Annotated in this window: 16 protein-coding genes; 15 read left to right on the forward strand and 1 reads right to left on the reverse strand. The window is 67.1% G+C overall.

The window, feature by feature from the left end:
- Window positions 1-68 precede the first annotated feature (68 nt).
- From AB0H50_RS20590 to AB0H50_RS20660, 15 genes are all read left to right on the forward strand, one after another.
- Window positions 69-500 (forward strand): hypothetical protein, encoded by a 432-nt coding sequence (locus AB0H50_RS20590; RefSeq protein WP_357454799.1) that lies wholly within the window; start codon window positions 69-71, stop codon window positions 498-500.
- Between the two features lie 77 nt (window positions 501-577).
- Entirely contained in the window at window positions 578-934 is a 357-nt protein-coding gene (locus AB0H50_RS20595; RefSeq protein WP_357454802.1) for a hypothetical protein, read from the forward strand.
- Window positions 935-5,113, forward strand: coding sequence for a transglycosylase SLT domain-containing protein (locus tag AB0H50_RS20600; RefSeq protein ID WP_357454804.1), 4,179 nt, complete (start codon window positions 935-937; stop codon window positions 5,111-5,113).
- Window positions 5,110-6,021 (forward strand): hypothetical protein, encoded by a 912-nt coding sequence (locus AB0H50_RS20605; protein ID WP_357454807.1) that lies wholly within the window; start codon window positions 5,110-5,112, stop codon window positions 6,019-6,021. The genes AB0H50_RS20600 and AB0H50_RS20605 overlap by 4 nt, the downstream gene beginning before the upstream one ends.
- Window positions 6,018-7,724, forward strand: a complete 1,707-nt coding sequence (locus tag AB0H50_RS20610; RefSeq protein WP_357454810.1) for a hypothetical protein — start codon at window positions 6,018-6,020, stop codon at window positions 7,722-7,724. The genes AB0H50_RS20605 and AB0H50_RS20610 overlap by 4 nt, the downstream gene beginning before the upstream one ends.
- Window positions 7,725-7,735: 11 nt before the next feature.
- On the forward strand, window positions 7,736-8,260 hold the full coding sequence (locus AB0H50_RS20615) for a hypothetical protein (protein WP_357454813.1): 525 nt from the start codon (window positions 7,736-7,738) through the stop codon (window positions 8,258-8,260).
- Window positions 8,244-9,023, forward strand: coding sequence for an N-acetylmuramoyl-L-alanine amidase (locus AB0H50_RS20620; RefSeq protein ID WP_357454816.1), 780 nt, complete (start codon window positions 8,244-8,246; stop codon window positions 9,021-9,023). The genes AB0H50_RS20615 and AB0H50_RS20620 overlap by 17 nt, the downstream gene beginning before the upstream one ends.
- The gene (locus AB0H50_RS20625; protein ID WP_357454819.1) at window positions 9,020-9,241 is read left to right on the forward strand and encodes a hypothetical protein; all 222 of its coding nucleotides are present in this window, start codon (window positions 9,020-9,022) and stop codon (window positions 9,239-9,241) included. The genes AB0H50_RS20620 and AB0H50_RS20625 overlap by 4 nt, the downstream gene beginning before the upstream one ends.
- Entirely contained in the window at window positions 9,241-9,528 is a 288-nt protein-coding gene (locus tag AB0H50_RS20630) for a hypothetical protein (protein WP_357454821.1), read from the forward strand. Before AB0H50_RS20625 ends, AB0H50_RS20630 begins: the two co-directional genes overlap by 1 nt.
- Window positions 9,529-10,668 (forward strand): hypothetical protein, encoded by a 1,140-nt coding sequence (locus AB0H50_RS20635; RefSeq protein ID WP_357454823.1) that lies wholly within the window; start codon window positions 9,529-9,531, stop codon window positions 10,666-10,668.
- Window positions 10,668-11,270: a hypothetical protein gene (locus AB0H50_RS20640; RefSeq protein ID WP_357454826.1), complete on the forward strand. Its 603-nt coding sequence runs from the start codon at window positions 10,668-10,670 to the stop codon at window positions 11,268-11,270. Before AB0H50_RS20635 ends, AB0H50_RS20640 begins: the two co-directional genes overlap by 1 nt.
- A 3-nt stretch (window positions 11,271-11,273) precedes the next feature.
- Window positions 11,274-11,600 (forward strand): hypothetical protein, encoded by a 327-nt coding sequence (locus AB0H50_RS20645; protein ID WP_357454829.1) that lies wholly within the window; start codon window positions 11,274-11,276, stop codon window positions 11,598-11,600.
- Window positions 11,597-11,926, forward strand: coding sequence for a hypothetical protein (locus AB0H50_RS20650; RefSeq protein ID WP_357454832.1), 330 nt, complete (start codon window positions 11,597-11,599; stop codon window positions 11,924-11,926). Before AB0H50_RS20645 ends, AB0H50_RS20650 begins: the two co-directional genes overlap by 4 nt.
- A 56-nt stretch (window positions 11,927-11,982) precedes the next feature.
- Window positions 11,983-12,327, forward strand: a complete 345-nt coding sequence (locus tag AB0H50_RS20655; protein ID WP_357454834.1) for a hypothetical protein — start codon at window positions 11,983-11,985, stop codon at window positions 12,325-12,327.
- On the forward strand, window positions 12,327-13,436 hold the full coding sequence (locus AB0H50_RS20660; RefSeq protein WP_357454837.1) for a hypothetical protein: 1,110 nt from the start codon (window positions 12,327-12,329) through the stop codon (window positions 13,434-13,436). Before AB0H50_RS20655 ends, AB0H50_RS20660 begins: the two co-directional genes overlap by 1 nt.
- On the opposite strand, the gene AB0H50_RS20665 is transcribed toward AB0H50_RS20660, so the two are convergent.
- Window positions 13,429-13,905 (reverse strand): hypothetical protein, encoded by a 477-nt coding sequence (locus AB0H50_RS20665; protein ID WP_357454840.1) that lies wholly within the window; start codon window positions 13,903-13,905, stop codon window positions 13,429-13,431. The two genes, AB0H50_RS20660 and AB0H50_RS20665, sit on opposite strands and share 8 nt — an antisense overlap.
- Between the last annotated feature and the right edge of the window lie 75 nt (window positions 13,906-13,980).

Below are 13,980 nucleotides of genomic sequence, written 5' to 3' on the forward strand. Positions count from 1 at the left end.
GTCCCCGCGCCGTCCTGGCGGAGCGCGGGGACGGCTTCCGCCAGGACCGCCAGAACTCAGGAGGAATCATGGCCGCCAACACCTCTCGCAGCACTCCCCGTAAGGCTGCACCGAGAAAGGCTCCCGCGCGCCCGACGACCATCGAAGAGAAGGCCGACGTGTTCGAGGCATACCGTGCCCGTGCCGCTGGACTTTCACTCGGCGAGCAGTCGGTCACGCCGTTCATCCTCGGCCGCGAGTGGGGCTTCGATCCGCCACTCGAGGTCCCGTTCCCGGCTGCCGCCAGCGACCGATTCACCCTCGACATCACGTTCAGGAACCGCGATCACCGCCCTTTCCTGCTCTCCGCGCTCTCGGTGCAGCAGCTCGCTCGCGTCTTCGCCGCGGTCAACGCGGAGCCGGACGCCGACAAGCTGCTGCACGTGCTGATGCTGAAGATGGGTGAGCACTTCTTCGGTCAGGGGATCGCTGATGTGCCGGGGGGTACGCAGGCCTCGTAGACGTCATCGGCGGCTACGGGGTCGAAATCCGCCGGGATTTCCAGATCCTGCTGAACGGCCTGGACCTCGACGACTGGTTGCGCGGCGAGCGGCACTGGGCAACCTTCTTCGAATTCTTCGACCACATCCGCCACAGGGTCGGCGGCGCCTACTGGTCGGCGCGCATCCAAGACCCTGAGGTGGTCGCCGAACTGGCCGCGCAGAAGGAACCGGATTCACCGCAGCCACCGCCGATCGAAGGGTTCGGGCATCTCGAGGCGACGCTGGCCAACCTCGTCGACCGCGTAACGCAGGTGGTGTACGCCTCGATGCGCGCCGACCCGAGTGTCGCGCCGCTCACTCCCCGTCCCGACTACCCGCATGTCGCGGCCCGCGGGCAACTACGCCGCGCGTCCCTCGACGAGATGTCCATGCAGCTGACAGGGGGTGAGTAGGTGGCGAACTACTCGGCAGGTACCGCATCGGTCGAGATCACTCCGGACTTCTCGAACTTCGTTCGGGACCTGCGGACCGACCTCGAACGCGTCGAAGCGGAGTACGGCGTCGAGATCAACGCCGACACATCTGGTTTGGCCGAGGATTTGCGGACCAAGCTGGCCCTGATCGACGCCGAGCTCGGCGTCGGCGTCGGCGTCGATCAGACTTCCCTCGACAACCTCGAGGCCGTGATCCGGGCGAAGCTCGCCGAGATGGACCTGCGGGTCGACGTCAAGGTCGGCGCCGATACCCGCACTGCCGCTGATGATCTGGCTGCGCTGAAGGCCGCCTACCGGCAGATGACGATGGACGTCGATGCCGACACCACCGCCGCGGCGGCGCAGATCGGTGCACTCAATAACATTCCGGTCACCGCAAACGTGCGCGCGAACGTCGATCGTGGCGGCATACTGTCCGGCCTGATGTCGGAGCCGCTGATGCTGAATGTCGGCGCGCTGGGCCTCGCTCAGCTGCCCGCTGTGGCCTCCGCGGTCGCCACGATCGGCGCCGATATCCAGTCGCTCGTGCAAGGTGCGACCCTGCTGCCGGGCATCTTCGCCGCGGCCGGTGCCGGGATCACGACCCTAGCCGTCGGACTCGACGGAATGAAAGATGCTTTCGGCGACGGCAAGAAGGCGCAGCAAGCCTACGAGGGGATGTCGGCGAGCGGCCGCCAGCTCGTCGACACCGTCAAAGCCGTTGGCCCCGAATGGGACCGCATCGGCAAGCGGATCCAGACCATCACCCTCGATGGCCTGAGCAAGCCGACGGACCACCTACTGAAGACCCAGCTTCCCGCCCTCGACCGCGGAATGGGCGCCGTCGCGGACAGCATGAACCGCGGGTTCGGCACACTCCTGACCGACCTCGCCTCCGACAAGTCCGTCGGCACGGTCGACCGCGTGTTCGGCAACACCGCGCGGTCGGCGGACAAACTCAACGGGGCGATCAAGCCGATCATCTCCAGCATCGAAACACTGGCCGGTACGGGCTCGGACAAACTTCCACGCCTGTCGCAGGGATTAGCCGATGCGGCAACGAGATTCGACGCGTTCCTGACTCACGCTGACCAGTCGGGTGACCTGTCGCGCTGGATGAACGAGGCCATCGACGCAGGCAAGAACCTCGTGTCGGTGGTCGGCAACGTCGGCTCCATGGTCGCCAGCGTCTTCCGCGCGGCGAAGATCGACGGCGAGGGATTCCTCGAGACCGCCGACCGTCTGACGGAAGGGTGGGCGAACTGGCTGAAGTCCTCGGACGGTCAGGCCACGCTGATCACGTTCCTGCGCAGCGGCCGTGAGCAACTCGACCAATGGAAGCCGGTCCTGTCCGACGTCGGCTCGATCCTGAAGTCCGTCTACGAGGCATCTCAGGCATGGTCGGCGATCTTGCTCCCGTTCCTACAGGCGGCGTCCTCTCTAGTCGGCGAGCATGACGGCCTGGTCAAGACGCTGCTCGTCTCGTACTTGGCATACCGAACGATCGGCCCAATCCTCACCCTGCTGCAAACAGGTTGGTCCTCAGCGACCGCCGCAGTCGGCCGATACACCGCAGCACAGGCGGCGGCCACAGGCGCGGGCGCCGGTGCATTCCGCTCCGGCATCGCTGGCATCGCGGGCATGCTCGGCGCGGGTGGCATCTTCGGGCTCGCGCTCGGCGGCGCGGCACTGGGGCTCGGCTTACTGGCGACCAAACATCAGGAGGCTGCGGCGGCGGCCGACGATCAGCGCCGCAAGCTCGAAGCTCTGCGTGAGACGCTCGACGAGCAGACCGGCTCGGTGACGAAAGAGACGATCAGCGCGACGACAAAGGATCTGGAATCCCGGGGGTTCCTGGAGCGCGCGGAGACTCTCGGCGTCAACCCGCAGGACTATGTCCAGGCCGGGCTCGGGCTCGACCCGGCTGGCAAGGCTGCGATCAACGACCGGATCACGCAAATCATCCTGGAGCAAGTGCCGCAGAAGCGCGAGAGCTCGTTCGAGTTCGAGCAGGTCCGGCTGCAGACGAAACTCAGCGACACCGAGATCGCGCAGGCACTGCAAGGTGTGCCCGAGGCCGTCGAGAAATACGCCGCGGCGCAGAAGACCCTCCAGGATCAGGGCATCACGATCGTCGATCTCACCGAGCTGAAGGACAAGCTCAACGATGTCGCCGAGTCCGCGGCGACGCTCGGCGGCGAAATGAACGGGTACGCCACCAACACCGGGCAGGCAGCGGAGGCGCAGCGACGGATCAACGAAGTCGTCACCGGCACGTTCCAGCTGACCGAGCAGGGGCGAAAGTCCTTCGAGGAGCTGGGTGCGGCTGTTCTGCAGGTGCCGAACGAGAAGACGGTGTGGGTCAAAGCGCCTCCCGGCCAGGATCCAGCCGACTTCAAAGCACGCCTGGAGGAGATGGGCCGCACTGTCGAACTCCTCCCCGACGGCACGCTGAAGATCATCCTCGACGACGTGCAGGCCAAGGCGTCGATCGCCGAAATCGTCAAGCCCGCGGTCAAACCCGTCACCGTCACCTACACCGGAGAGTTCAACAAGCCCGAGGGGATGCGGCAGGAGATCCCCGGCCGCGCATCTGGCGGCCCGATTACCGGCGGCACAGCTGGCATGGACAGCGTGCCGATCCTCGCGATGCCCGGCGAGCACATGCTCACCACCTCCGACGTCGACAAGCTCGGCGGACAGGCCGGTGTCTACCGTTTCCGGGCCGCGCTCCAGGCTGGCCTGGTCCGGCCGATGCGTGACGGCGGTGCAGTCAAGCCGTGGGACCAGGGCGACCAGATCGACTTGCAGCAGGCGCAGAACGCAATCGCCGAGGCGGAGGAAGATCTGCGCGCGCTGGACTTCAAGAAGAACGTCACCCCGGCCGAGCGCCGCAAAGCTGAGCTGGAGGTCGAGGAAGCGCGGTACAAGGCGCAGCAGCTCGAGGACCGCAAGGCGGGGCGTACCGGGTCGGGTCCGTCGGCGGAGATCCTGCCGCAAGCCGAGTTGCCAGGGCGCCGCTCGAATGTGGACCTGGATAAGGAGGACGCCGACGCCGCGGTGGATCAGGCGAACACCAAGCGCAACCGAATCTACGACGACCCGACCTCGACCGACGAGCAGAAGCGCGCCGCCGACCGCGATTACCAGCGGGCGCAGAACGCGCGGGCTGAAGCGTACAAGTCGAAGGGCACGGGCGCCGATGGGGACGTTCCTGAGATCAGCCTCCCTGGCATCGCGGCCTCGGCTGCGGGCATCCTCGCCGAGGGCTTCCTGTCGGCGCTGGGCCTCGAGAACAGCATCTTGTCCGGCAACAACGTCTACACGAAGTCGCTGAACAAGGTCATCGACTTCTACGGCAACAAGGCGAAGGAAGACGGCCAGACCGACGCCGCCGGCGGATACGACTACACGCCGAAGAACCTGCCCCAGGAGCGCGAGAGCGAATCGTCGAGCAGCGGCGCCGAGGGAACGAAGTCGGGCGATTCGTACGACGCAAACGGCGGTGTCGAGCAATGGCGCGGCACCTTCGCCCAGGTGCTGCGCGCGCTGGCCATGCCTGCGGGCTGGCTGGATCTCGGCCTGGCGCAGATGAAGACGGAGTCCAACGGCAACCCGAAGGCCATCAACTTGTGGGATAGCAACGCACAGAAGGGGACTCCCTCCAAGGGCATCATGCAGGTCATCGATCCAACGTTCGCCGCGCACCGAAGTGCGTTGTATCCCGACGACATTTGGGATCCCTCGGCCAACATAGCCGCCTCCCTTCGCTACACGGTCAACCGCTACGGCTCGCCCGTCGGCGTGTGGGGCCAGGGCCACGGCTACAAGGACGGCGGCTGGGTGCGGGGTATCGGCGGACCGCGTGACGATCTGAATCAGGCATGGGTCAGCCCCGGTGAGTTCGTCGTCCACGCGGCCGCGGCCGCCGCGAACGCACCCGCACTGGAGGCGATGAACGCCGGACTCCCGGTCCCGCTGCCGCCGCTGCCAGCCGGGCTCGGTACTGCGGCTTCACGGCCGAGCAGCGTCACGCGCGACCACTCGGTCAATTTCCATGCGCCGCTGCAGCTCAACGATCCTCACGAACTCATCCGCGAGGTCGACCGATGGCAGGCGATCCAGGCCCAGGGCGCGATGGCGGGGCTGCCGGGATGAGTCGCTACCTGACGCTCTACCTGATCGGGCAGGACGGTTCCCGCTGGAATTTGACCGACGAGACCGAGGGCGTGCTACTGCGTCCGGGGCCATCGAAGTTGATCGATGCTCCGGCGAGGACGTTCTGGCTGGAGACCTCGACCGGATCGCACTACCAGGGCATGCGATTCGAGCGGCGCGACCCCGTTTTCAGCGTGCAGATCCACCATCGCGATCCCGACGTCTGGGCAGACATCGACTCCCGGTTCCGGAGGGCGCTCGGCATGGTCGGCGAGGATACCTTCTGGCTCGAGGCACGCACCTCTTACGGAATCCGCAAGATCGCGATGCGCCTGCTCAATGAGCCGACCGCGTACGAGACCGCACAGTACGAGGGCAAAGACCCGTGGCTCACCCACGATTCGACGCTCGCGATTTCGGCGGCGTGTGAGCAGCCGTTCTGGGAGTCGACCCCCCTCTTGCTGGAATGGGAACTCGAATCCGGCTCCAGCGGCACGGGCACGCTGATGTTCGAGAACCGCGGCGATGTGCCGGTGTGGTGGTACGGGTTCGCGACGGCTCCAGCGCGCTGGCGGGTGCCGGATCGCAGCTGGGGTCAGAAGATCTACGCCAAGCCCACATATCCGTTCCACCGTGCCGACGACGACGCCGCGCGTATGGAGTGGCTGCCTGAGCTGGTCGCGGGTGAGGACACCTCGATCGACACCGACCCGGATAAGTCGACGCTGGTCGCGGCGAACGGTGCGCCGGTGCAGAACCGGTGGCAGTCGCGCGGGCTGCTGTATCCGATCAAGCCCTGGACGAAGCCGACCCCAGTCACGGTGCAGGTGGAGGGTGCGAACCCTGGTGCGGGCATCCGTATCTGGATTCCGCGGCGTTTTTCGCGGCCGTGGGGGGTGACGATTTGACGACCACCCTCGCCGACATCCCGCGGCTGATGGAGCAGACCGACGAGATCCGCGACAACCTCGCTCGGCTGCGCAGGATGCCGCCGCTGATCCGGCTGTGGACCAACCAGCAGGACGGCTCACCCGGCCTGACTTTGCGCGGCCGGGTCAATGAGACCGTCGCCGGGAAATTTCCGTGGCGCAACAACCAATCTCAGGGCGGCCTGCTCCGCCTGCGTCTGGACCACCATTTGGCGCGGTGGCTTACCAGCATCCCTGATGATCCGGATGCGAAAAAGAATGTGGTCATCACGGTCGACTGCATGGGCGGCGCGAAGCGATGGTCCGGGCTGCTGGCCGACTGGAAGGTAGTCACCAAGAATCGAATCCACTACCTCGATGTGGATTTCGTTGACGACCTCCAATTCCTGCAATTCATGCTGGGTCCGCCCAATCCAGCGCTGCCGATCCCGGTCTTCCAATTCCCGCGCGTGCTACCGATTTTTGGTCCCGCGAAGTGGGCCGTGAGCATGATGATCCTGATAAATCTCATCAGGCTCAACGGGCACCCTTGGACGTTGCCGGACGATCCTTTCAATACCGAAAGCTGGGACGATCTAATCGACTGGAGCGATTGGCAAGTCTTCGTCAAAGCAAAGGCTTTCGACCTCGATGACAGCTCGCTGTGGACGATCCTCGCGACGAGGATGAATCGCCTGGACCAGGTGTTCGCCGACGCGCTCGACGACGCGCAACTGACGCTCACCTACCGGCGCATCCTGACCGTCGACGGCGAGGTCTCACCGATCGACGGCGTGCCCGACATCGCCAACGGTGCCTTGGTCTTGGAGGTCGTCGACAACAGCGGATACTACGGAACGGGCGGCACCGGCACCGGTGGCGGAATCGCGGCTGGCCTGCAACGATCCGTCGCGCAATTCCTGTCAGGCTTCGTCGAGGACTACCGCGTCCTCGTGTCAGATGACCAGACGATCTGGCCTGACGAGTACTACCAGGAGCACTACCACGGCACCGTCCCGCCGGTACCGCATGTCACCATCCGTGACAGTCGTTACTCGCAGATCGAAACCGGCCAGCTGACGTGGTCGCCTGCGAAGGCGGTATCGGTCATCGTCGGCGGCGATAATCCCCTGGCTGACAATCTCGCTCGGCTCACGATCGAGAGCATCGCCGCGCTCATCGGATATTTCCTACTCGGTGGATTCTCCGGCCTCGGCTCGATTGTCGCCGACGTGGTCATGCCATTTTTGGTCGGCACGATTTTCGCTTGGCTGCAATGGACCAACCACAGCCGCGCTCACAATCTCGGTTGGGTGCATCTGTACGAGGTGTATCAGCAAGGCGCGGAAAACAATTCGTGGTCGCTATCGGCGATTGCTGCGCTCCGTGCAGGATTCCTAAGCACACGCAGCGAGACTGCGCATCAATTCACCCTGCGATTCGGTGGCGAATATCTGCCCGGCTTGGACTACGACATCGGCAACCGCATTGCCTCCACCGCCTCGCACGTCACGGACAAGCTGTTCGTGGACCAGGTCGAACACATGGAAATCGACTGGGATTTCGAAGCCCAGAAATACTTCGGCTGGGGCACCACCGTCGGAAAGGCGCAGGCGGCAATGACCATGGCCGAGCGCAGCGCCCGGCTGATGGCCAAGACCCTGACGACCCTGCAAAACATCGGCGTCCACCTCATCTCCTGAAAGAGAGCGCCTTGACCGATCATCCGATCTTCCGGCCCGACGGCGACCAGCTGACGATGCTGACCGCGCTGCTCGACAGCTTCCCGGGGCAGTCCGGAGCTCCGGACGTCCTGGTGCCGATCCATCCCCGCGTCCGGCAGGCGTGGGCGAAGGCGCTGATCAAGCGCGGCGTCGTCGTGGTGCCAGACCTCATGCGGGAACTGCCGGTGCCGACCGGCGAGCATCCCGAGGCCGGCTGGCTGCAGCCGATGCAGTGGGTGCGGCGCGAGGACTACGAGCAGCAGCGCAGCGCGCAGGCGGCCGAGGCTCCGCCGTCGACACCGGAGCAGCAGACCGAGCAGGCGCGGCAGATGCTGCGCGCGGTCAAGCCGAGCCTGCTCGCCCAGATCGACGCGCTGACCGACCCCGAGCAGCGCGCCGCCATGGCCGCGCGTCTGGAGAAAGACATCCCAGCCCACATCGACGCGGTGCGCGCGGCGCAGGAGCAGATCGACCGGGCACGCACGAAGGAGGAAACCAATGGCATGGAGAGGTGACCCCGTCTGGCTGGCAGACGCTCTACGCGAGGAGGGCCTGCGGGTCGTCGAATTCCCTGGCTGGCGGGAGCGCGGCCACGGTGACTTCCGCGAGATCTGGGGCGTGATCTGCCACCACACCGGCGGCTCGGCGACGCCGCCGTCCGAAATCGCGTACGGGTTCCCGCATCTCAAGGGTCCGCTTTCGCAGATCCATCTCGCGAAGGACGGCACGGTGACCGTTGTCGCGGTCGGCGTCGCCTGGCATGCCGGGGTCGGGCGCTGGCCCGGCCTGCCCGAGGACGACGCGAACTTCCACACCATCGGCATCGAGGCCGTCAACAACGGCACCGAGGGCTGGTCGCGCGAGCAGTACGACGCGTACGTCGGCTGCTGCGCCGCGATCCTGCGCAGGCTCGGGCACGGCGCCGACCGGGTGATCGGACACAAGGAATGGGCCGGACCCAAACAAGGCAAGTGGGATCCCGGCGCCATGGACATGGACAGATTCCGCGCGGATGTCGCGGAACGATTGAAAGGCGGTGGCCTCGTGGCACTTTCGGACCAGGAGCAGCGCGAGCTGCTCGACAAGCTCAGGCGCATTCACTTCGAGCTGACCTACGGATTCCAATCTCGGGTAGCCGATTCCGAATACAGGGACACTCTCGCCGGGTACGTCCTCAACTCCGACGCAGCGGACTACCGCAGCGAGCAGCGGCTCAAGGCGCTCGAGTTGAAGGTCGACCAGCTGCTCGCCGCGCTCGCGCCGAAGGCAGGTGCATGATGCGCATCTCCCGCGTCCCCGAGCCCGCGCTCGTCCGCTCGGTGCTGGTCGCCATCACCGGCGTGGTCGCCTTCGTGGTCGGTCGCGAGATCGACACGGTCTGGATCGAATCCGTGCTCACCCTGTACGGGCTGCTGACTCCGGTGCTGGCCGGTGTGTTGATTCGTCCAGCGGTCAGCCCGGTGGACGCACGGCCAGGTGATGCCGAGGGCCGCTGATGACGTGGCTCAATGCGGAGCTGGTCCAGGCCATCGGCATCGCGATCGCCACGGTGATCGGCGCGGTGACGGCCTGGCAGGCCCGGCAGGTGAAGCAGTTGCAGGCGCGCGTGGCGACCCTTGAGGAGCAGATGGCCCAGGAGCACAAGCGATTCAAGTCCGCGGTGCGCCTCATCCGCGGGCTGCTCCGCTACATCGACGACCTGACCGCCGTGCTCCGCCGCGCGGGCCAGGATGCCCCGCCGAACCCGGTCACGATCCCGGCCGAGCTGGAGGAGGAGATCTAGGTGACCTTCCCCTCCGGCGCAGGCGGCTGGAATGCGACCGAGTGGGGGCTGTCGTCCAACGGCTCGATCCCCGGCATGGCGAACCGCACCCAGGACGTGGTCCAGGAGCAGTTGAAATCGCAAGTCGGCGACGGGAACTGGGGCGGCCTCGGCGGCGGCCTGATCAACCTGATCCTGTCGTTGATCGCTGCCGGGATCGGCGCGATCCTAGGCGGTTTCGCCACAATCGTCGACGCAATCCTGGGCGTCGTCAGCGACGACTACATCGCCCAGATGCCCACGATCAACGATCACACGCAGCAGTTGGCGAACCTCGAGGCCGCGTTCAATCAGCTGATCCTTCAAGGCAATGCGCTCGTGTTCACCGACGGTGAGATGTATACCCCGTCCGAGGGCGTGCTGTCGCTGGACGTGATCCTGATCGGCGCGGGCGGTGGTGGTGGCGGCGGCCGCGGCGACGTGATCCCGGCCAGTCGTGCAGGCGGCGGAGGTGGCGGTGGCGGCGGCGAGATCCACACCACCATCCCGGCCGCGCTGCTGCCCACGGACGGCAACGGGGCCTTCCTGCCGATCGCGATCGGAATCGGCGCTGGCGGCGCTGGCGGCGCGTCGGCCACCAACACAAATGCCTCACCTGGCAACGGCGGTGGTAACACCACGTTGGGCACGTGGCTCACCGCGGGCGGCGGCAAAGGCGGCACCGGTGCGACGCAGGAGATCGGACCTCCGGGAGGGCCGGGCGGCGCCGGGATGATCGTCGGCGGCAATGGCGGCAGAGGCGGTGCTGGCACCGCTGGCGGCGGCGGCGACTCCCTGCCAGGCGGGCACTCGACCTCGGCGTACGACCTGCATGGCGGTGGCGGCGGTGGCGGCGGGGGCGGTGGCAACGCGAACATCGGATACGGCGAGGGTTCGCGCGGCGGGATCGGTGGCATCTCCCTGGGCGGCGAGCCCGGCCTGCCCGGTGAGGCTCCCTCATCGGTGGTCGCTGCCGGTGGTGGTGGCGGCGGTGGCGGTAATTCCACCAATGCTGGTGGTGCGGGCGCCTATCCAGCCGGTGGTGGCGGCGGTGGCGGCGAGAACGCCGCAGGCGGTGGCGGCGGCAACGGCATCGCGTTCGTGATCGAGCGTTTCAGCTAGTGGTCAACGCCGTCGCGATCATGCGTGTCTACACCGCTGCTGCCTCGTGGTCGAAACCCGACCGGCTGGTGCGTCTCGACATCCTCGTCCGCGGCGCGGGCGGGGCCGGGAACGCGACGACCGGTGGTGGTGGCGGGGCCGCCGTCCTCGTGCAAAAGATTGGTCCCTCCGAGCTCGCCGACACGGTGGCGATCACCGTCGGACTCGGCGGCACTGCGGGGGGCGACGGCGGCGACTCGGCCTTCGGCGACGTCGTCGCGCCCGGTGGCCGCGGCGGCGGCAACGGCGGCGCGGGCGGCCTGGCCGCCGGAATGCGCGGCGGCGACGGCGGTATTAGCGGACAGCCCGGCCAGCCCGCGACCAGCGGCGTGGTGCGCCTGCTCGCCGCAGGCGGGGGCGGCGCGGGGGCGGGGTCCACGGGCGGCAAGTCCGGTCTCGTCGCTGCGGGCGTCTCCAATCCCGCCTTCTGGCAGTGGAACCAGAGCGGAGGGGGAGGCAACAGCGGGCAGGCCGGCGGATTCCCGAGCGGCGGCGGCGGCGCTGGAGCGTCCGGCGCGGGCGGCTGCGTCGTGGTCATCGAGTACCTGCAGGAGATCGGATAAGAAATGGCTACTGCCACAGTGCATATCGAGAACGTCGGCGGGTTCTTCGGGACCGCGCGGTGTTTCCGCTTGGACCCGCCGCGACGGTTCGACGGCATCGAACGCGAGTACGTGACCATCTGCGTGCAGCCTCGGATCGGGCAGCAGGCAGCGGAGGTGCGGCTCTACCCGGCGCTCGAAAGCGGCGCCAGCGCCACCCCGCAGCTGCTGCGCCGCGTCGGCAGTTTCACCGTCGACGACCCGCTCGACCTCGAGGGTTGCTACTGGATGGCGTTGCAGCTGGTCGGCGGCTACCAGGCCACCACTCCCGAGCCACAGGACGAGCAGTGAGCGCGCTCGGCCACGACGCCCCGCAGCGCCCGCTCGTGCTCGCCCGCGGCCGCGCCTTCGTCCACCGGATCACCCCGCAGACCACGCCGTTCCCCGTGGGCATGACCGCGCAGATCGAGATTCGCGACAGCACTGAGACCACGCTGCTCGACACCTGGCCCGGTAACGTCACCACCACCGCAGTCGACTGGGTCGTCCCGGCCGCCACCGCCGACGCCATTCCCGCCGGTGCCCGCTACACGCTGTCGGTTGTCATGCCCACCGCCCCACCGACGCCGTACGACTGGTACTTCGGGCCTGTCGTCCGCCGCCACCGCCAGCAGTAACACCCACTCCGCAACCCCCTGCACCGCTGGGGGTTTTCGCATTTCAGGAGGCAACCATGGCCATCGCAGTCGGCACCACCCGGCAGTCGCTCGCGGACAATTACAAGACCCTCGGCACCTGGATCAGCGTCCACACTTCGGATCCCGGCAGCACCGGCACGGGCGAGGCGAGCGGCGGCACACCCGCCTACGCGCGCAAGCAAACGACGTGGACTAGCGCGACAGGCGGCGTGGTCAACGGCAGCCAGGTCACCATCGATCTCCCCGCGGGCACCTTCGCCTGGATCGGGTTGTGGTCGGCCTCGAGCGGCGGCACGTTCATCGACAAGTGCGCCATCACCTCGACCACCCTCGGCGCCCAAGGCCAGCTGCTCGTCACCCCGACGTTCACCCAGAGCTGATGCGCGCGGACCTGCCGGGCCCCGGCCTCGGCAGCGCCGACCCGCCGGGCTCGGCGTGGGCGGCCGACGTCCCGGCCGTGCCGGTCATCGTCGTACCCGCCGACTGGATCCCGGCGGTGCCCGACGGTGTCGTCGGTGTCTTCGCCGGCTCCGGCGCCCTGGTGGCGGTGGTGACGGTGAAGCCTGGCGTCTGGCCGGAGCTGACCGGCCGTGGCGCTCTGAGCGCCGCGACCATAGCGAAAGCCCAAGTGCTCGCGCACCTCACGGGATCTGGCGCACTCTCCGCCACGGCGGGATTCGCCGCGCGCCTGGCGGGATCCGGCACTCTCACCGCAGTCGCCAGCCACCCTGCCCGCTTCGGCGGCAGCGGCCAGCTGTCAGCGGCGGTGACTGCGCATGTGCAGGCCGCGCCTGCGTTCACCGGATCCGGCACGCTCACGGCCCCGACTCGCATCGCCCTGCCCGCGGCTCTCGCGGGATCCGGCGAGCTGTCGGCCGTGGTGATCGGCGGATACCCGGCGGCTGCCGCGTTCGCGGGATCCGGCGCTCTCGCCGCAGTCATCGTGCCGAAAGCCCAAGCCGCAGCGGCGCTCACCGGATCCGGTGAACTCACCGCTCAACTCGCAACGTTCACCGCTGCCGCCGCGCTGACCGGATCCGGCACGCTGTCCGCCACAGCGCAGGCCGGGTTCCAACCTTCGGGTATGAACAAGAACGGCAACTCCGCCCAGCTCAGCACCAGCTACACGGAGGTCACGAGCTGGACGGCCGACACGACCGGCTATCCAGGCTCGACAGTGTCGAGCAATGCGCTGGTCGCGAACGGCAGCAAAGCGGCCGCGATCGTCAGCGCTTCCGTCATCGTCGCGAACTCGCAGTTCGGTACCGTCTGGTGCCGCCTGGCCCTGTATCGCAATGGGGTGTTGTTGCATGAGGGATCCGAGACCACGGTGCCCGCGGCGGGTACAGCCACTGTCACTGTCAACGTCACGAGTCCGGTGACTACCTCTATCACCTCGGGCGATCTGATCACGCTACAGGCGCGCGCTCAAATGGTCTCATCGATCACGGTCCAGGGCGGCACATCATCGTGGGTGCACATCACCTGACTGCGGTCAATGTTGCGTTCATCAGTCGCACCGCGCCATCGGTGGGCAGGATGTTGATTACGCTGGTGTAGCCGCGTCCAAATCCACTGTCGGCGTCGAGGAAATTATGCGACTCCGAGCAAGGCAGGTCCGAACAGCGGATGACCGACACCGCTTCCATGTCGGGGTCGGTCATCGTAATGGTGTAGCGCCCTGGTGGAATAGCCGCCTTCGCACCGCCGCTCGGCGCATTCCCAACGCTGAACACACCGTTGCCTGACCACCGGGACTCGCCGCGCCGCGGCGACGAGGTTGCAGGCAACACCGTTATCGGTGCCGCCGAAGTGAAGGTGTGTTGGTAGGGCACTGCGGTCGATCGGGCCATGCTGTCACGGGCCTCGCTGTGGTCCTTGACGTTGCCGATCACGACGGCAGCGGCGGCCGCTACGCCGAGCGTGCCGACGGCGATACGGGTGCTTTTTCGGATCAACGCAGTCCCCTCGTCAATGTGGCCGAGACCCTACCGGGTGCGTCGTCCGAAGGGATGGGATCCGTTACGCCGCGC

The organism is Nocardia sp. NPDC050793 (genome assembly GCF_040654065.1).
GTDB lineage: Bacteria > Actinomycetota > Actinomycetes > Mycobacteriales > Mycobacteriaceae > Nocardia.